The following is an 18468-nucleotide window of genomic DNA, read 5'->3' on the forward strand; positions in this document are numbered from 1 at the left end:
CGATATTTGTAGTTAACGATATTATATTTCTATGTTCATCACACTTTGAAGTTAGGGGGAGGTTAAAAGGATGTCTAAAATTCGGGTACTGGATGAGCATATTGCCAACCAGATTGCTGCCGGTGAGGTTGTAGAACGTCCAGCCTCCGTCGTGAAGGAGCTGGTGGAAAATGCGATTGATGCGGGCGGTACGCGTGTCGACGTATGGGTAGAGGAAGGCGGACTGCAAAGCATCCGGGTGACGGATAACGGTAGTGGCATCGAGCCTGAAGATGTGGAAACGGCGTTCTATCGGCATGCGACCAGCAAAATCGGACATGGACGCGATCTGTTCCAGATCACGAGCCTGGGCTTCCGGGGAGAAGCGCTGCCGAGTATTGCGGCTGTATCGAAAGTAGAGCTGCTAACAGCAGCAGGAGATGACGGACGTGCCCGCAAATTGGTTATTGAGGGCGGCAAGCTGGTGCTGCACGAGGATGCAGCCGCGAGACAAGGGACGGATTTTACTGTCCGGGAGCTGTTTTATAACACGCCTGCAAGGCTGAAATATATGAAAACGATCCAGACGGAGCTGGGGCACATATCGGATGTACTTTACCGAATGGCGCTCTCGCACCCGGAAGTTGCCTTCACATTGCGGCACAACGGGAATACCTTGCTTCAAACGCTGGGTAATGGTGATTTGCTTCAGGTGATTGCTGCTGTTTATGGAACCTCGGCGGCGAAATCCATGCTGCTGCTGGAAGGAGAGAGTCTGGATTACCGCATTAGCGGATATGTTAGCCGCCCTGAGTGGACCAGATCGAATCGGAATGCCATCTCAACGGTGGTGAACGGACGCTTTGTGCGCAGCTATGGGCTGAATCAGGCGTTGCTCAAAGCGTATCATACCTTGCTGCCGATCAATCGTTTTCCACTGGCCGTGATCCAGTTGGAAATGCACCCTTCACTGGTAGATGTTAACGTTCATCCCGCCAAGCTGGAGGTGCGGTTTAGCAAAGAAGCCGAGCTGTTTCAGCTGGTTGAGGACTCAATAAAAGCTGTTTTAGGACAGCAGGTACTGATTCCGAAGGCAGTCAAGCGCGAAATCGGTGGCAAGGATAGCGGTTCGTTTGTCCAGGAGCAGTTCCATTTCTCGAAGGGAAGCGGTATGGAAGGAAATTCTTCTGCTGGCGAGAGCCGGGGGGAGGCACAGTTGCTTTCCGGATCTTACTCGGAGGGTCGTGACCCGCGCCAATCCATTCGTTTGGACGGGAATGAGGAGAGCAGCAGGCTTGGCACGGAGCGTAAGCAACGTCAGGATAGGGAGAGACTCCCTGACTCTGGTCGGGGGAACCCATCTTCGGGGCAACGTGTCAGTGACGAGGAACTGGAAGCAGATTTTGTGGATGTAAACGATGGGAATAAAGCCGAATCGGGTTCACCCCCCTTGTACAGCGGCGGAGTACAGGAAGCGGCTGCTTCTGTGGCTTATCGGCCTTCTGCTTCACTGGATGCAGGAAACGCTGTGGATTCCCGCTATTTCACGGATCAGAAGCCACGTCAGTCACGGCTGAATGCAGAGCAGTTGGCGGTGGTATCGGGTGAGGCTCCCGAGCTGCCCGCTTTTCCTGAACTAAATTTGATTGGTCAGCACCATGGAACCTATTTGATTGCGCAGAACGATCAGGGGCTGTATTTAATTGACCAGCATGCTGCGCATGAACGGGTTAACTACGAATTTTATTATGAAAAATTCGGCAATCCCGAGGCGGTATCGCAGGAGCTACTCTTGCCGATTACATTGGAATTTACGCCCTCCGAGACGGAAAAGCTGAAAACAAGGCTGCACTGGTTTGAGCAGGCGGGAGTGTATTTGGAGCATTTTGGTGGTCAAACCTTCCGTGTTAGCTCTTATCCTTACTGGCTTCCTCAAGGGGAAGAAGCGGATGTTATTGAAGAAATGGCAGGATGGGTACTGGATGAAAAAGCAATTGATCTTGCGAAGCTGCGGGAAGCAGCCTCGATCATGTGTTCCTGCCGGGCTTCGATTAAAGCGAACCAGAAGCTGACTGACCGACAGGCTGTCGTACTGCTGGAGCGTCTGGCGGCGTGCAGACAGCCGTACACCTGCCCACATGGGCGACCTATCGTTGTGTCCTTTTCCACATATGATTTGGAGAAGCTGTTTAAGAGAGTAATGTAAGGGAGTTTATATATGTTGCAGGATCGGGAAAACCGTGAAGAAGAAAAGCAGGCAAGGCTCCGGGAGGAACAAGCCCATTTATTGGTGACGACGGGGGATTCTCCCTCGGCTGAGGTTGTGCAGCGGGCGGAACTGCTTGCAGCCGAACTGGGGGTGTTGTATGCCCCCCGTCGTGGTATATCGGTAGCAAGGCTTACTGCTGCTCATAGTGTCCGTCAGGCACTAGTGCTAGTTCAGGGTGGGGTGAGGCTGATTAGCTCGGAACAACCGCCGATGACTTTTCACCCGAGCATGGGCTTCATCCGCGCCAAGCGGGTGCTGAAGGGCGAGCCTGATCCGATGCTGACCGCTGCTCGACTCGTTCCGGGGGACACCGTGCTGGACTGTACCGCGGGACTCGGAACGGACTCCCTCCTGTTTTCAATTGGGACGGGAAGTTCTGGACAAGTAACTGCTGTGGAAAGTTCTTTTCCTGTCTATGCTTTAATCAAGGATGGAATGAGGCATTACCGTTCCGGCAATGCTGCGGTAGATGAGGCATTTTCCGGCATTGACGTCCGCTTTGGTCATCATTTGGATTATTTGCGAAGCTTGCCGGATCGCAGTGTGGATATTATCTATTTTGACCCGATGTTCCGTGATCCGTTGCTCGATTCTAGTGCAATCGGTCCGTTGAGAAAGTTGGCTAACCCGGATGCGCTGGATGAGGAAAGTATTGTTCAGGCAAAACGTATTGCAAGGAAAACAATTGTATTGAAGGAAAAACGGGGCAGCGGGGAATTTGCCCGCCTCGGCTTCCATGTGGAGCAACGGGGCACAACGAAAACAGTGTACGGAGTGATTGATATTGACAGCGGCATCTAAGCCTAAACTACTTGTTCTTGTCGGCCCGACTGCGGTCGGCAAGACGAAATTAAGCATCGAGATGGCACGGCAATTTGGCGCGGAAATTATTTCCGGAGATTCCATGCAGGTGTACCGTCATATGGATATTGGAACTGCCAAAATTTCCGAACAGGAAATGGAAGGAATCAAGCACCATTTGATTGATATTCATGAGCCGGAATACCCATATTCGGTAGCTGCATTTCAGGAGGATTGCCGTCGCCTCATACCGGATATTCATGCCAGAGGGAAACTGCCATTTATCGTAGGTGGGACAGGTTTATATGTGGAGTCTGTCTGCTATGAATACCAGTTTTCCGAGGTGGGAGCTGATGAAGCTTTTCGTCAGGAACAGCTTGATTATGCCGAGCAATTTGGAGCCGAGGCGCTTCATGCTCGACTACAGGCAGTTGATCCCGAAAGTGCACGTCGTCTGCATCCCAATGACCGCCGCCGAGTCGTTCGAGCGTTGGAAATTTATCATGTTAGCGGAACGACGCTTAGCTCGCAATTGGCCAGTCAAAAAAAAGAATCTCCCTTTCAGCTCTGCATCGTAGGTTTGACAATGGATAGGCAAATGCTATATAAACGTATTGAAGACCGAATTGACGGGATGCTCGATCAAGGGCTTGTTGCTGAGGTAACCTCCTTAATGGAACGGGGAGTGCGAAGCGATGCCATCTCCATGCAAGGTCTAGGCTATAAAGAGATATCCTCCTACCTGCGAGGAGAGGTGTCTTTGGAAGAGGCGGTGACTTGGCTGAAACGGGATACGCGTCATTTTGCGAAGCGGCAGCTCTCGTGGTTTCGCCATATGAAGGATATCCAGTGGGTAGATGTCACCGATTTCGGAAATTTTTCTGCTCATGCAGCCCGAATACACGAAATTATAGCAGGAAAGTTCCGGACAGACCTTGAATATACTTCAAAACAATCCAAATGATTATTGGGGGTACGGCTAAAATGAACAAGTCCATTAATATCCAAGATACGTTTCTGAATCAATTGCGCAAGGATTCTATACCTGTAACGGTATTCCTGATCAATGGATTTCAGGTGCGGGGAACGATTAAAGCATTTGACAACTTCACAATTGTTGTCGACTCGGATGGAAAGCAACAGCTGATATACAAGCATGCTATTTCCACCTTTTCACCGCAGCGCAATGTGTCGCTTGTACAGCAACAGGATAACGCCAGCGATAACTGATTACGATCTGACGGTCGCCCGGGTTGATGAAACTTTTTAAGCGTCCGTCTCGTCTAACCGTATAGGAATGTGACCGGGAGCAACCTGAACAGGGTTGTTCTTTTCATTCCGTTTGCTTTCATGCTGCTGACAGCAAGCTATCCGTTCGGCAACATATGATTATTCGCGAAAGGGAGTCAGGGGAATGCCAAACGATTCATTGTCCAGATCCGGCAATCGCAATAGAAATACACCTAAAGAGAAGCCGAAGGGCAAGAAAAAGAAAATTACAGGTAAGCAAGTTGGGTGGACGCTGTTTATTACAGCGGCGTTAGCTATATTCTGCGCGCTTGGTGGATATTTGTTTGTCATGGTAAATGGCGAACAAATTTACAAAGCCAACAAGGATAAAATTACAGTGAACGAGACATCAAAGGTTTACGATCGTAACGGTGTGCTTATGGGCGAGCTGTCCGTACAAAAAAGCGATCCCGTCAAAAGTGAAGAAATTCCACCATTGCTCAAAAAAGCTTTTATAGCAACAGAGGATAAGCGATTTATGGAGCACCAGGGGGTTGATATTTGGTCTATCGGCCGGGCGGCTGTAAAAGATATCGTAGCCCGTTCGGCAGTGGAGGGCGGCAGTACGCTGACCCAGCAGTTGGCCAAAAACCTGTTTTTGTCGCGTGACAAGACCTTTTTCCGTAAAGCGACCGAGGTATCCATTGCAATGGCGCTAGAACGGAATTTGACTAAAGATGAGATTATTACGTTGTATCTGAACCGGATTTGGTTTGGACGCTCCTACTCAGGTATCAAAGCGGCGTCGGAAGGCTACTTTGGGGTGTCAGACTTAAATAAATTAAAGCTGTGGCAGATCGCTACATTGGCAGCTATTCCAAAAGGACCTTCCAAATATAATCCAATTAGTAATCCGGAAAACTCAAAGGAACGACGTGCTGTGGTTCTCCAGCTGATGTTTGAGCAGGGAATGATTGGCAAGCAGGAAATGGAAGAGGCCAAAGCAGTAGATTATAATTACAAGCAGCCGGAAAAAGTTCAAAAGTATCAGAATTTTATGGAGTATGTGATGAATGAGGCGGAGGATGCTTTGCCGGGAGTCAGCGGCAACGACTTAATCGTTGGCGGTTATAAAATTCATACGACGATGGATGCTCAGGCCCAAAATGCGCTGGATCAGGCCATGGCAGACGATAGTATGTTCGAAAAGAGCCCGGATGATCAGCCTGTTCAAGGCTCCATGGTCATCATTAATAACCAGACGGGCGGAATTGCTGCGATGGCACCCGGACGAGATTACAAAAAGGGAACCTTTAACCGTGCGACGCAAAGCCGCAGGCAGCCAGGTTCGGCCTTTAAACCTATTGTGGCGTATGCACCGGCTCTCGAATCCGGCAAATTTACAATGGATACACCTTTGAGTAATGAGCGACAGAGTTTTAACGGGTACAGCCCGAAAAACTTGCATGGTTACTCTTCGACCATCAGTATGATCGATGCGATTACAAAGTCTGAAAATATCCCGCCAGTATGGTTGCTGAACCAGATTGGTGTGGAAAGAGGGGTCCAATTCGCGGAAAGCGTAGGTATCCCGATGGACAAAAATGATCACTCGCTCGCTATCGCATTGGGTGGATTAAGCAAAGGAACGAACACGCTTGAAATGGCACAGGCATACAGTGCTTTTGCCAATAATGGACAGTTCCAAAAAGCTTATTCTATCAAGCAAATTAACGATAGCGATGACAAAACGGTTTACACTCACAAAGAAGAATTTAAAACCGTAATGAGCGAGAAAACAGCTTATGAAATGACGCAGATGATGCAAAATGTAGTCAATAGCGGTACGGGCCGCAAAGCCCGTATTGATTGGCCTGTAGCGGGTAAAACGGGTACAACCCAGAGTGGAATTAGCGGGAACAGTGGCAACCGTGATATCTGGTTTGTCGGTTATACGCCGGAATATACTGGTGCGGTATGGATGGGCTATGACAAGCCGGACAGCAAACATATGCTGAGAAACTACAGTGGGCAGTCGGCAGCCTTTTTCGGAAGGGTCATGGGTGAAGCCCTCAAGGGCCACCCGGTTACGCAATTTAACCAGCCAAAAGGATATGAACCACCAGTTGAGCAGAAGCCAGACGTGCCAGTTCAGGCTACCGCTCCAAGCGGACTGAGCGGGTCTTATAGTCAGGATACCCAAATTGTATCGTTGTCCTGGACTGCGGCGGCGGGAGATAATGTGCAATACCGCGTGTATCGCAAAGAGGCTTCTGAAGGGGGCTTTACGGTGATTATGGAGGCGATGAAAGGCACGAGTGGTGAAGATACGTCTCCATTAGCCGGAGCCTCGTATGAATATTATGTAACGGCTTTTGGTGCGGATGGTAAGGAATCTGATCCATCCAATACAATCCGTGTGGAAATTCCGGCAGAGACTGCTCCGGTAGATCCGCAGCAGGGAACCGATCCGAATCAGGATGGAACATTACCGGATAACAGTGGGACTACAGACGGTCAGAACGGCACCGATCAGGGGAATACAGTCCCTGAAGGTACCGATAATGGGACCAGCCCGGGGCAGGTTCCGACGACTCCTGGAGACATTAGCGGAAATGGCGCAGGCGGTGCAGGCAATCATAGTGGCGACTCCGGCACCGGAAGTGATACGAATCAGGGGAATGGCCAGACAACAACACTGGATGCAGGTGTCTTCAATAGTGATACCACGGTAAATCCAGATACCACGGATCCATCTACCACAGGAACCACAACGGATGGAAGTCAGGAAACCAACTCCAACGGTCATTCGAACTCCAATCGTGGACATCGCAACCGAGATTAGAAGCTATATGCTGTATGTAATTTGAATTTGTTTCAAACCAAAGGTATTTTCGGACCATTTTATGGTCTGGGAATACCTTTTTTGTTGTGGTGAAGGGTGTTATTTTTGAGTGTACAGTTTAAATATGGTAAGCTGGTTTTACCAATGTTGGAGAGGAACATCATTTATGAAGCGCAAATTCGGAGACCGGGCCAACTGGCGCAGAATAACGAACCGCAAGTTTGCTTGCCGGTATGTGGAAAGTGACGTGTTTACAGGATATGTGACCTTGTATACCATTTTGAGTCTCAAAGAGCCGTTATGGAAAAGCTACGGCGGTCATACGTTTTGCATAGCGGACAAAGGGTATTCCTGGCTGCAATATTATCCGAAGGGTGAGCATTATGTAGTAACTGCTATGTTCGACAATCGGGAGCAGATTGTGGAATGGTATATTGATACCTGCCGAAATCAGGGAGTGACCGATCAGGGAGTGCCCTGGTTTGACGATTTGTATTTGGATGTTGTCGTACTTAAAAATGGCGAAATCTTTTTAGTGGATGAGGATGAGCTGGAGGATGCGTTACAGCGCGGGCATATCTCGACACAGGAGGCAGAACTGGCTAATCGTACTGCGTCTGAGGTTTTACGACGGATAGATGCCCATATATTCCCCTATTTTAAAATGTCGCTGAAACACCGGGCAGAATGGTTTCACAACGGTGATTTTAAGAGGGAACGGTGAAGGTTTTGCAGAGGATTAGAAGCACTGGGCCACAAGATTCTGAATCAAAAAGCAGGCTGAGTCGCCCAGAGAAAAAGTTTTCAGCAGCCAGACGTCTTATGCTTTGTCTGCTGGTTATCATTATGATCGGTTTGGTATGGGGAGGTATTCGATTTTGGAATATGAATAACGCAGCCTCTACCACTCCGCTTCAGCAAGCACAGGTAGGAATTGTACTTGGGGCTTCCATGTGGGGAGCAGAGCCAAGTCCGGGGCTAAAGGAGAGGCTGAACGAGGCCCTGCAGCTATACCGCAACGGGACAGTAAAGCGTCTGATTGTAAGCGGAGGGTTGGACAAACCAACTTACCCGTATACAGAGGCTGAGGGGATGCAACAATATTTGGTTGACAGAGGTATTCCAGCGCAGCATATTGTGTTGGAAAACCATGCGACCAGCACTTACGAAAATCTGCTGTATAGCCAGCGTATCATGCAGGAGTATGGTTGGACCTCGACTGTGATTATCACACATAGTTATCATGGCCCACGGGCGCTGGAGATTGCCCGATTTTTGAATTTGGAGCATCCTCAGATGGCTCTGACGGAATCTAAAGTACTGAACATGCCGCTTCATCAATCGAGAGAGGTGCTGGCTTACGCTAAATGGACGCTGCAAAAGTGGTGGCTCAGTGCCCAAACCTGGGTGTCCTGAAACGTATAACGTTTTCTCATAAAGGCATCTTCACTATAAACAAAATACTTTGCGCAAGCTCCTGTTGCTTTTATGCTAATAAGGACATGCCGGGCCGAATACATTAATAGGGTAAGCTGTGCCTGAAGAAATGTTGAGGTGATGGATGCATGAACGGACGGGGAATCGCCGCGGGCAAGCGGACGGAGGAAAGACCCTCCAGACAAATCAATGTCGTGCTGCGTAGCCCAGAGCCGATAGCTTCGGTAAATGTTGATGAGACGGATGCAGCAACTTCGACTAAGTCGCAGGCGTTACCGCAGTATCTTAGTCTCTATCAGGAAATTCAGAAGGAACTCGATCATCTCGTCGGCTTGGATAACATCAAAGACCTGGTATTTGAAGTATATGCTTTTTTGCAAATTGCCCATATGCGTACTGATGCGGGGCTGTTGAGTAACGCACACGTATATCACATGATTTTCAAAGGAAACCCGGGTACAGGGAAAACGACGGTGGCCCGCATTATCGCTAAAATGTTGCAAAAAATGGGGGTACTGAGCAAAGGCCATCTGATTGAGGTGGAGAGGGCTGATTTGGTAGGCGAGTATATCGGACATACAGCGCAAAAAACGCGGGATCTGGTCAAGAAGTCTCTGGGTGGGGTGCTGTTTATTGATGAGGCATATAGTTTGGCGCGGGGAGGGGAAAAGGATTTTGGAAAGGAAGCTATTGATACCTTAGTAAAATCCATGGAGGATCAGAAAAATCAATTTATTTTGATCCTTGCCGGATACTCGGGAGAGATGGACTTCTTTTTGCGTACGAATCCTGGCTTGCCTTCCCGTTTTCCCATTCAGTTGGATTTTCCGGACTATACCGTGGATCAGCTTATCCAAATTTCCGAGATGATGGCCAAAGAACGGGATTATATTCTCATGCCTCAGTCCATACTCAAAATGAAAGAGCATCTGTTGAATGAACGCAACGACAGTATTCATGCATTTAGCAACGCACGTTATGTTCGCAATGTCATCGAAAAAGCGATTCGGCATCAGGCTGTCAGGTTGCTCAATCAGTATAGAAGCGGGCAGCCGGGAAAGCAGGAACTGATGACGTTGCGTCCAGAGGATTTGAAAATGGACAAAAGATAGGCGATAATAGAAATCTGAATCACACCGAATTGTATAACGTCGAACGGGGGCCGGCCTGAATATCAGGTCGGTCTCTGTGCGAGAGTTAATATGGAAAATAAAGGAGCAAACAATATGGCGAACTCCACTTATGATACACAAACCGAAATGCAGGATAAGGCGGTACTGGTCAGTCTGATTACGGATGAAGTCAAGCGTTCTGGCATCAATACAGAATACTCCCTGAATGAGCTTGTGAAGCTGGCTGAGACCGCTGGTGTCGAAGTACTAAGTGTTTTGACCCAGAACAAGGAAGCAAAGGATTCTAAATGGTTTATCGGTAAAGGTAAGGTAGAGGAACTGCGTGCAGCTGCCGAGGAATTGGGCGCGAATACGGCTATTTTTGATCAGGAGCTGTCAGGGGCACAGGTACGAAATCTGGAAGAAAGTCTGGATCTCAAAATTATCGACCGTACGCAGCTTATTCTGGATATTTTTGCCCAGCGTGCGAAAACACGGGAAGGTATTATTCAGGTTGAGCTGGCGCAGCTGTCCTATTTGTTGCCCCGATTGTCTGGACACGGCAAAAATCTGTCACGGCTCGGCGGAGGTATCGGAACACGTGGTCCCGGTGAAAGCAAGCTGGAGACAGATCGTCGTCACATCCGTGATCGCATCAGCGATTTGAAACGTCAGTTGGAGGAGGTCACCCGTCATCGGTATTTACATAGAGAGCGCAGACAAAAGAGTGGTATTGTGCAGGTAGCGCTTGTCGGCTACACCAATGCGGGTAAATCAACGCTGTTAAAGCAACTGACCGCGGCTGATGTATATATTGAGAACCAACTTTTTGCGACGCTGGACCCTACCTCGAGAACGATGGAGCTGCCAAGCGGCAAAGAGATTATTCTTACGGATACAGTTGGTTTTATTCAAAATCTGCCTCATGATTTGGTTGCTTCTTTCCGCGCTACTTTGGAGGAAGCTAATGAGGCCCATCTTATTTTGCATGTTGTAGACGCTTCTTCGGATATGCGTGACGAACAGATGAAGGTCGTGGAAATGATTTTGGAGCAACTGGGAGCGGCGGACAAGCCACAGATCGTATTGTTTAATAAAAAAGACGCTTGTACTCCTGAGCAACTGGAAATGCTTCCTTCCGGCGAGGGCTATTTGAAAATCAGCTCATTCGACGAAAGTGATCTCCTGCGTCTCCGTGAGCTGATTCAGGAGCATCTGAGCGGAGATACGCTGAGATTCCGTATTCCGGCGGAACGTGGGGACCTGACATCGGTGCTTTACCGGATCGGAGATGTGCTTCTGACCGAGTATGATGGTAATGATGTCATTTATGAGGTAGAAGTTCAGCGAGGTGAATATGAAAAATATGGTCATGCTCTCAGGGACTTCACAGAAGGTTAACATCTGATGACGTTTTTAGGTCAATTCAATGATAAAGCGCATCATTCCAAGCGAACGATGTTATAACAACAATAGCCTAAGGCTGCGTAAAGAGAGAGGGTCAGAAAGGTACAATGGTAGTTTTTAGTCCGGAAATTCAACAAATTCAGGAAACAGCAGAGCGCAAAATACAGGAACGGCTACAGCTTATAGATCATATTGTAGATGCAAATCAGTGGAAGGTTATTCAGGCATTTCAGCGGAAGCAAGTGAGCGATTTTCATTTTGCCGGTTCCACGGGATATGCGTACAATGACCGAGGGCGTGAGGTACTGGAGGAGGTCTACGCCGATGTGTTCGGTGCGGAGGCGGCATTGGTCCGCCCGCATTTTGCCTCGGGAACTCATACGATTTCCACTGCTTTATTCGGCGTGCTGCGTCCGGGTGATGAGCTGCTGTATATTACGGGACAACCGTACGATACGCTTCACAAAGTGATCGGCAAGCCCGGCGATGGGACTGGGTCATTGCAGGATTTTGGCATTACTTATGGAGAAACGGCGCTGACAGCAGAAGGTAAAGTAGATTGGAAAGCAGTGGAGGCTGCAATCCATGCCAATACGAAGGTGATCGGCATCCAGCGTTCACGTGGCTATGATTGGAGAGCTTCTTTTAGTGTGGCAGATATCGAGGAAATGACAGCCCGCGTAAAGGCGATTAAACCTGACGTTATTGTCTTTGTGGACAATTGTTATGGTGAATTTACCGAAAAGCTGGAGCCTACTCAGGTCGGTGTCGATTTGATGGCAGGTTCACTGATTAAAAATCCCGGCGGCGGCATTGCTGAAACGGGAGGATATATTTGTGGTAAACGGGAGTATGTGGAGTTGGCAGCCTACCGCTTAACTGCGCCTGGAATCGGTGGTGAGGTAGGAGCCATGTTAGGTACCACGAGAGGTATCTTTCAGGGCTTATTTCTTGCTCCAACACTGGTTGGGCAAGCGGTTAAAGGAAGTATATTCGCGGCTGCGGTCTTTGAAGACATGGGATTTGAAACGAAACCTGCCTGGCATGAGGAACGCACCGATTTGATTCAGGCCATTTCTTTTAGCGGACCGGAGCATTTAATTGCTTTTGTCCAAGGAATTCAGCGCGCTGCCGCTGTGGATAGCCATGTGGTACCGGAGCCGTGGGATATGCCGGGCTACGAGCACCCGGTTATTATGGCAGCAGGCACTTTTATACAAGGAGGAAGCCTGGAATTATCTGCAGATGCTCCGATTCGTGAACCCTATATTGGTTACATGCAAGGGGGCTTAACCTACTCTCATGTGAAATATGGAGTGCTGATGGCCCTGCAAACGATGAAAGAACGTAAATTATTGTGAGTTTTTCTAACATATCATTGACACTTTGCATCAGCTAAATGTACAATAAGGTGAATAATAGATCACTGGAAGGTTGATGACAAATGGGCGACGAAATTCGCAGAAACATGGCCTTATTTCCAATAGGTATTGTCATGAAGCTAACGGACTTGTCAGCACGTCAGATTCGTTATTATGAACAGCATAACTTGATAGTTCCTGCCCGTACGTCGGGTAACCAACGTCTTTTTTCTTTTAATGATGTAGAGCGCTTGCTTGAAATCAAGGCGTTGATTGAGAAGGGTGTTAACATTGCGGGTATTAAACAAGTCATGAATCCGGTCACCAAGGAATCGGAAGAAGCTACAGTTATTACTGCAGATACGGAAGTCAAACGTCGTGAAATGTCCGATACCCAGCTTCACCGCTTGCTGAAACAACAGCTTGTGGCAGGTAAAAGACCAGGACAGGTATCCCTGATTCAAGGTGAATTATCACGTTTTTTCAATAAGAGATAATGTATAGCCTGCATTTTGGCATACTATCGCTTTACTTGCAGACCAGGCCTTATTATTTAAAAGGATTATGGAACAGCTGATTTGTATATAGTCGTTACAGAAAGGGAGAGGTTAGTGTGAGTTATACTAGAGAAGATATTCTTCAGATTGCGAAAGAAGAAAATGTTCGTTTTATTCGTTTGCAGTTTACAGATTTGCTTGGTACGATCAAGAACGTAGAAATTCCGGTTAGTCAACTGCCAAAAGCGCTGGATAACAAAATGATGTTTGACGGTTCTTCCATTGAAGGTTATGTACGCATTGAAGAATCTGACATGTACTTATACCCTGATCTGGATACATGGGTAGTATTTCCTTGGGTAACCTCGGATCGTGTAGCTCGTCTGATCTGCGATATTTATAAGCCGGACGGAGTTCCATTTGCTGGCGATCCGCGCGGTATCTTGAAACGTGTACTTAAGGAAGCAGAAGAAATGGGTTATACTTCGATGAATGTCGGACCGGAGCCTGAATTCTTTCTGTTCAAAACCGATGAAAAGGGCGAACCGACTACAGAATTGAATGACCAAGGTGGATATTTTGACTTGGCACCGATGGATCTGGGTGAAAACTGCCGTCGGGAAATTGTTCTTAAGCTTGAAGAGATGGGCTTTGAAATTGAAGCGTCCCATCATGAAGTTGCACCTGGACAGCATGAGATTGACTTTAAATATGCGGATGCAGTCAAAGCAGCCGATCAGATCCAAACGTTCAAGCTCGTTGTTAAGACGATTGCACGTCAGCATGGTCTGCACGCCACCTTTATGCCTAAACCTTTGTTTGGCGTAAACGGCTCCGGTATGCACTGTAACCAATCGTTGTTCAAGGACAATGAAAATGTATTTTATGACGAATCAGACGAACTCGGATTGAGCCAGACAGCCCGCCATTATATGGCTGGCATTCTCAAGCATGCACGTGCGATGGCAGCAATCACGAATCCAACGGTGAATTCATACAAACGTCTTGTACCGGGTTATGAAGCTCCTTGTTATGTTGCCTGGTCTGCCAGTAACCGTAGTCCGATGATTCGAATTCCAGCATCTCGTGGTTTGAGTACCCGCGTCGAAGTTCGTAATCCTGACCCGGCTGCGAATCCTTATTTGGCACTGGCTGTGATGCTGAGAGCCGGTTTGGATGGTATCAAACGTCAAATGGCTCTACCAGCTCCAATTGATCGTAACATCTATGTTATGTCTGAGGAAGAGCGCATCGAAGAAGGCATTCCAAGCCTGCCTGCAGACTTGAAGGAAGCTTTGTCCGAGCTTATTCGTAGCGAAGTTATCTCTGACGCTCTGGGTGACCATGCACTGGCTTACTTCTACGAGCTTAAGGAAATTGAATGGGATATGTATCGCACACAGGTTCACCAGTGGGAACGTGATCAATATCTGACGCTTTACTAAAATGTAGAATCCCTTGGCGCTCTAAGCGCTGGGGGATTTTTAATTTGGGGGCAGTGAGTAAAAATTATAAATCCGATGTATAGTTCCCCCAAAATGCCCACGAACTAACGTTATGTAGGTAAGGTCCACTTCTGGAAGGTTGGGACAGGGACCAGAAGATCATTATGCCACCCGCAATGGAGAGCGTTACTTTAGAGAATATTGAGCTCCGATCTTTTTGGGGTATTTTTCTGCTTTCCGGAAAAAATATTTTCTTATACAGAATGTATGTTCTAAATATAATTTCTGCATAACGATCCAAGGAGGAATTACGGTGGATAAGTAACTTGAGGGGAATGGAATTTTTGAAAGTTTGAGGATCATAATCCCCGAGCACAAAGAGGCGTATTTAAAGTTAATGAAGGACCGACAGCGGCACGATAAGCGAGAACTAGACGATCAGGAGGTCCAATTAATTGAGCAGGCGCGTATAGATTCCTACTACTCACGGGAGCCTGTCACGTTAGTCGTATTTAGCCATTTGACGATGTGGAGTTGCGTGGCATTGTAACAATAATCAATACGGCTAGACGTGAAGTAAAGCTGTCTCGTGGGGAAGATGATGTTAGTTGGATTAAGCTGGAGGATATCATTTCAGTTGTGGTATAATCCCCTAAAAAGGGAAAAGGATGAGAGTCTTGATTGAAATTAATGAGATGAAAAGGAAGTTCGAAAAATCATTCATGAAAGAATTACAGAATTGGTTAGAATAGTTGATGCTGAGTATGTTTTTGGGATTCTAAATAATCATAGAAGAGAACCTGTATGAGTTGGGGCACGATATTGGACATGTTTTTCCATGATCCCAGGTTTCCAAAAAAAATTGGAGGTAATTGGAGGTAATGGTATTTTCCAGATCGTGAAATAAGAGCTTTTCTGAAATATGGTTCATAGAGCAATAAACGCATTATAAGGAAACGAGCGAAAAATATTTGTCTAGCATAATACATAAAATATTCCAAATAAATAGGTAATTGTATTGCTGCACGGTTATAGTAAATATAGAATTATATTGTTGGATACAACTGAGTGAAGGGGATATGTGTTATGTGGGAGCATATACGGTTCTTGCTATTTTCTAATGTTGAAACATTTGCGGCATTTGTTTTAATGCTTACTATTTTTAGAATTCGAGCTTTAGACTTTGTCTGGCCTGCATTGTTTATCGGCCTGATCATGAATTTGCAAAGTCTGGTGTTGAGAGAAGAAATTTCGTTGTCTTTTTTTGCTCCGACTATAAACATTATATTATTCACATTATTGATAACTACTGTTGTAAGGATGCCCATTATTTGGGCAGCTATTATATCCATTACAGGTACATTTTTGTATACGCTGTTTCAAGCAATAATCATAGTAATGCTCTTTGGTACATTGACATCAGACATGCAGACCTCTCCAGAAGGATCGTTAGCTCAAGCTGTAACCAGTGCATGGGTGTTAGCTATATCATGGTTACTATATAAATTCAAAATAGGCTTTACAGCAGATTATGAAAGCTTGCGTTTTAGGTGGGAACATGTACTTGTTGTTGTTTTAATAATTGGGGTACTAGCAGCTAGTACATTTATGTTCTATGTCAACAATTTTCCCCTGAGTATTTTATTTATAGCTTTGGCATCTGGAATGTTCTTGTACTATGCGCTAAAAACGGAGCGTGATTACTATAAAAAATCTTGATTCTATCGCCCTTGATATTGCAACTCATATCAAAACAGTTGTACCGGATCATCCAGCTTCTATTGCGGTTTTAAAACATGGAATAGCCGTTGTGATTAATACAGTTTCAATCATTTTGTTGACTATTGGTATTTCTTTTATTACGGGTAAGGTGCAGGAAACTGTACTGGCGATGATATCTTTTTCTATACTGCGTCAAGTTGTAGGAGGAATACATTTAAAAAGCAATATAGTATGCATTGTTGTATCTACAGCTTTACTTACTGCCCTGTCCTTTGTGAATTTAAACTATAATTGGATAGTTATTACTTCAATATCAAGTATAATACTTGTCTTAGTTTATGCTCCGTCTAGAATAGACGGGAAGACTCGTATACCTAAACGGCACTACCCATTGTTAAAAATTTGCGGAGTTGCAATAATAGCACTTAATTTGTGGCTGGCTTTTCCGGTGGTAGCTGCTAGTTTTTTTGTTCAGAGCTTAACATTAATAGAGGGGAGGTGTAAAAAATGAAAAGTCCTAAATTTAGTAAATTTAAGATTGGCATGTACTACAATGCTGCCATATTACTAACTTCACTTGCAGTTGTATCAGTGAGTACAGCGAGTTTGTCTTGGATTCACAGTCCCGAACCACCTGAAGAACTGTTGAAATAAAGTGGGAGATATATGAAATGCTAAACTTAACCGTGTCAGCTGATCCTCGAGGTATTAACGGTGAAAACATAGCAGTGGACAAGGTTCTTTTCATATCTAAGGGACGTAAGAGAGACCAGATTCTAGTTCACACATTTGAAAAAACATATTACATGATCGGCACCCTAAGCCATTGGGAAAGCTTCCTAAATAATAATGGGTTCCATTTCTTGAATGTGGACAGAAGCAATACTCTGAATGTGGAAAAGGTGAAAATTGTTAATGGCATTTTCAAAGACGCTTACTTTGAATGTGAGATAACAAAAACGTCAAAGAGGTGTCCGATCTCTTATCACCGATTTGGCAAGGTTATAGAGGAAATGGGTTTCATTAATTCGAACATAATCTTCACTGGAGTTGCTACTAGATAGCGGCTCTTTTTTTGTCAAAAATACTCGGCTTATATTGTCGAATCATAAGAGACATTCAGCACTCTGATTTTTGTTCATATGTCCCTAATTTTAGGAATTGATATAGGTAGAAAGGTTCGAATTCATAATCAAGGGAAAAAGAGTGGGGGAAGGTGATGAGTTGTGTTGAGTTAACATTTTCGCTCCTTTATATTTATGAAACGAGGAAAAGCATTTCGTTCAGAGTATGTAGGATAATGATCATTCAGATGAAGAGAATACGATTTTTGGTGTAATTTCTATTTTACACTACAATGTGGAAAAAAGCAGGAAGGAATCCCTCCCGCTTTTCGCTTAAAAACAATTATTAACGTCTGCGTTGTCTATCATTTACGCTAAACAGATTAACAGCGAGCGCGTTACCTCTAGCACGTGCAGTGGCTCTCTGATTTGAACGGATCGTTAATCCTCTTCTTCTCACTTGACGTTTGAAATGTCTTTTACTCATGATATCACCTCCCTTCACAAGAAATGAAGGTACGGATGAATTTAGAAGTGTTTATGCTTACGGTTACGTTTGGAAATTTTGATGTTTAATGCATTAGTGGCTAGTGCGTTACCGCTTCTTGTTTTGGCGGCTGCGGCCTGAAAGACTTTTACGACCAGAAATTTGTTCTTTCCGATACGATGCTTATACGTTTTGACTCTATTTTTGATCATCTGCTTATCTCCTTTGCTAAGGTCTACTTTATTCATATGCCAGTAGCGCTAGCAATGTATCAGCATAAATCTATTAAAAGCAAAAAGAAGCTATCACCTATGATCCTAATATTCAGAAACTGATAAAGTATGGAGATCGGAACGTAAAAAAACTCATACTTACCTGCCGTATCCTTTCCCACTTTACATTGTAGGAGATAGTTACAGCAGACTAGCATAAGCAGAATAGTAAAGAATGAAGATGCTGGCAGAAGAAATATTACTTACTATATAGGGATTTAAGTTTTTTCTCGTAATACGCTTCCTGGTTAAGAATATGATTCAGTTGTTCAGAAAGCTCTTTATATTGTTGACTGTCCTCTGGGTAGTTATTTCTTTCGGAAAGTACAGCTTCAAGTTGCTTTTCCATAGATTTAAAATGGATAAGTATTTGTATGTAATGAATGCGATCAAAGGTTGTTCTGTTTGAATTCTCTTATACAGAACAGCAATTGCAGATATAAACCGTTTAATCTATGGGCTATCAAAAAGGAAAAAGAATAGCTGTGAGGAACATTTTGTGTACATAAAATCAACACAAAACCGGCTTGCCATGGGCAG

The 18468-nt window shown here is 45.6% G+C and carries 18 protein-coding genes and 1 pseudogene; 17 read left to right on the forward strand and 2 right to left on the reverse strand.

Annotated features, from left to right (window positions below):
• Positions 1–70: 70 nt before the first annotated feature.
• The 17 genes and pseudogenes from mutL to HPL003_RS19485 all read left to right on the forward strand — a co-directional run bounded on the left by mutL (position 71) and on the right by HPL003_RS19485 (position 17169).
• Positions 71–2185, forward strand: a complete 2115-nt coding sequence (gene mutL, locus HPL003_RS19415; protein WP_014281438.1) for a DNA mismatch repair endonuclease MutL — start codon at positions 71–73, stop codon at positions 2183–2185.
• 12 nt (positions 2186–2197) lie between these two features.
• Positions 2198–3049: a class I SAM-dependent methyltransferase gene (locus HPL003_RS19420; RefSeq protein WP_014281439.1), complete on the forward strand. Its 852-nt coding sequence runs from the start codon at positions 2198–2200 to the stop codon at positions 3047–3049.
• A complete protein-coding gene (gene miaA / locus HPL003_RS19425) occupies positions 3033–4013 on the forward strand; it encodes a tRNA (adenosine(37)-N6)-dimethylallyltransferase MiaA (RefSeq protein ID WP_014281440.1) in 981 nt (326 codons plus the stop codon). Before HPL003_RS19420 ends, miaA begins: the two co-directional genes overlap by 17 nt.
• 20 nt (positions 4014–4033) lie before the next feature.
• On the forward strand, positions 4034–4279 hold the full coding sequence (gene hfq / locus HPL003_RS19430; RefSeq protein WP_014281441.1) for an RNA chaperone Hfq: 246 nt from the start codon (positions 4034–4036) through the stop codon (positions 4277–4279).
• 184 nt (positions 4280–4463) lie between these two features.
• On the forward strand, positions 4464–7124 hold the full coding sequence (locus HPL003_RS19435) for a PBP1A family penicillin-binding protein (protein WP_014281442.1): 2661 nt from the start codon (positions 4464–4466) through the stop codon (positions 7122–7124).
• A gap of 166 nt (positions 7125–7290) precedes the next feature.
• Positions 7291–7848 carry a ribonuclease FAU-1 family protein gene (locus HPL003_RS19440; RefSeq protein ID WP_014281443.1) on the forward strand — a complete coding sequence of 186 codons (558 nt, stop codon included), beginning with the start codon at positions 7291–7293 and terminating at the stop codon, positions 7846–7848.
• Positions 7845–8540 carry a YdcF family protein gene (locus tag HPL003_RS19445; protein WP_014281444.1) on the forward strand — a complete coding sequence of 232 codons (696 nt, stop codon included), beginning with the start codon at positions 7845–7847 and terminating at the stop codon, positions 8538–8540. The genes HPL003_RS19440 and HPL003_RS19445 overlap by 4 nt, the downstream gene beginning before the upstream one ends.
• Positions 8541–8689: 149 nt before the next feature.
• A complete protein-coding gene (locus tag HPL003_RS19450; RefSeq protein WP_014281445.1) occupies positions 8690–9673 on the forward strand; it encodes an AAA family ATPase in 984 nt (327 codons plus the stop codon).
• Positions 9674–9787: 114 nt separating this feature from the next.
• Positions 9788–11074, forward strand: a complete 1287-nt coding sequence (hflX, locus tag HPL003_RS19455) for a GTPase HflX (protein ID WP_014281446.1) — start codon at positions 9788–9790, stop codon at positions 11072–11074.
• Between the two features lie 113 nt (positions 11075–11187).
• Complete coding sequence (locus HPL003_RS19460) at positions 11188–12441, forward strand: methionine gamma-lyase family protein (RefSeq protein WP_014281447.1); 1254 nt, start codon at positions 11188–11190, stop codon at positions 12439–12441.
• A gap of 83 nt (positions 12442–12524) precedes the next feature.
• On the forward strand, positions 12525–12938 hold the full coding sequence (locus tag HPL003_RS19465) for a MerR family transcriptional regulator (protein ID WP_007430683.1): 414 nt from the start codon (positions 12525–12527) through the stop codon (positions 12936–12938).
• A gap of 116 nt (positions 12939–13054) precedes the next feature.
• Entirely contained in the window at positions 13055–14383 is a 1329-nt protein-coding gene (gene glnA, locus HPL003_RS19470) for a type I glutamate--ammonia ligase (RefSeq protein ID WP_014281448.1), read from the forward strand.
• A 340-nt stretch (positions 14384–14723) separates the two neighbouring features.
• Positions 14724–15031 (forward strand): annotated as a pseudogene (locus HPL003_RS27795) (YolD-like family protein).
• Between the two features lie 438 nt (positions 15032–15469).
• Positions 15470–16102 (forward strand): hypothetical protein, encoded by a 633-nt coding sequence (locus HPL003_RS19475; RefSeq protein WP_014281450.1) that lies wholly within the window; start codon positions 15470–15472, stop codon positions 16100–16102.
• Complete coding sequence (locus tag HPL003_RS19480; protein WP_014281451.1) at positions 16080–16616, forward strand: accessory gene regulator B family protein; 537 nt, start codon at positions 16080–16082, stop codon at positions 16614–16616. The genes HPL003_RS19475 and HPL003_RS19480 overlap by 23 nt, the downstream gene beginning before the upstream one ends.
• A 32-nt stretch (positions 16617–16648) precedes the next feature.
• The gene (locus HPL003_RS27800; RefSeq protein WP_238533529.1) at positions 16649–16759 is read left to right on the forward strand and encodes a cyclic lactone autoinducer peptide; all 111 of its coding nucleotides are present in this window, start codon (positions 16649–16651) and stop codon (positions 16757–16759) included.
• 17 nt (positions 16760–16776) lie between these two features.
• Positions 16777–17169 carry a LytTR family transcriptional regulator DNA-binding domain-containing protein gene (locus HPL003_RS19485; RefSeq protein ID WP_014281453.1) on the forward strand — a complete coding sequence of 131 codons (393 nt, stop codon included), beginning with the start codon at positions 16777–16779 and terminating at the stop codon, positions 17167–17169.
• Between the two features lie 346 nt (positions 17170–17515).
• On the opposite strand, the gene HPL003_RS29275 is transcribed toward HPL003_RS19485, so the two are convergent.
• Together HPL003_RS29275 and HPL003_RS29280 are read right to left on the reverse strand one after the other, a co-directional pair.
• A complete protein-coding gene (locus tag HPL003_RS29275) occupies positions 17516–17656 on the reverse strand; it encodes a hypothetical protein (RefSeq protein ID WP_167321408.1) in 141 nt (46 codons plus the stop codon).
• Between the two features lie 41 nt (positions 17657–17697).
• A complete protein-coding gene (locus HPL003_RS29280) occupies positions 17698–17868 on the reverse strand; it encodes a hypothetical protein (protein ID WP_014281454.1) in 171 nt (56 codons plus the stop codon).
• Positions 17869–18468 lie beyond the last annotated feature (600 nt).

The organism is Paenibacillus terrae HPL-003, assembly GCF_000235585.1.
Classification (GTDB): domain Bacteria; phylum Bacillota; class Bacilli; order Paenibacillales; family Paenibacillaceae; genus Paenibacillus; species Paenibacillus terrae_B.

Bases quoted from the DNA above. Each gene is read 5' to 3' on its own strand.
- HPL003_RS19435 (WP_014281442.1), top strand. From the start codon at position 4,464: ATGCCAAACGATTCATTGTCCAGATCCGGCAATCGCAATAGAAATACA.
- HPL003_RS27800 (WP_238533529.1), top strand. From the start codon at position 16,649: ATGTACTACAATGCTGCCATATTACTAACTTCACTTGCAGTTGTATCA.
- hfq (WP_014281441.1), top strand. From the start codon at position 4,034: ATGAACAAGTCCATTAATATCCAAGATACGTTTCTGAATCAATTGCGC.
- hflX (WP_014281446.1), top strand. From the start codon at position 9,788: ATGGCGAACTCCACTTATGATACACAAACCGAAATGCAGGATAAGGCG.
- HPL003_RS19475 (WP_014281450.1), top strand. From the start codon at position 15,470: ATGTGGGAGCATATACGGTTCTTGCTATTTTCTAATGTTGAAACATTT.
- HPL003_RS19450 (WP_014281445.1), top strand. From the start codon at position 8,690: ATGAACGGACGGGGAATCGCCGCGGGCAAGCGGACGGAGGAAAGACCC.
- HPL003_RS19460 (WP_014281447.1), top strand. From the start codon at position 11,188: ATGGTAGTTTTTAGTCCGGAAATTCAACAAATTCAGGAAACAGCAGAG.
- HPL003_RS19420 (WP_014281439.1), top strand. From the start codon at position 2,198: ATGTTGCAGGATCGGGAAAACCGTGAAGAAGAAAAGCAGGCAAGGCTC.
- HPL003_RS19465 (WP_007430683.1), top strand. From the start codon at position 12,525: ATGGGCGACGAAATTCGCAGAAACATGGCCTTATTTCCAATAGGTATT.
- mutL (WP_014281438.1), top strand. From the start codon at position 71: ATGTCTAAAATTCGGGTACTGGATGAGCATATTGCCAACCAGATTGCT.
- HPL003_RS29275 (WP_167321408.1), bottom strand. From the start codon at position 17,656: ATGAGTAAAAGACATTTCAAACGTCAAGTGAGAAGAAGAGGATTAACG.
- HPL003_RS19440 (WP_014281443.1), top strand. From the start codon at position 7,291: ATGAAGCGCAAATTCGGAGACCGGGCCAACTGGCGCAGAATAACGAAC.
- HPL003_RS19485 (WP_014281453.1), top strand. From the start codon at position 16,777: ATGCTAAACTTAACCGTGTCAGCTGATCCTCGAGGTATTAACGGTGAA.
- HPL003_RS29280 (WP_014281454.1), bottom strand. From the start codon at position 17,868: ATGATCAAAAATAGAGTCAAAACGTATAAGCATCGTATCGGAAAGAAC.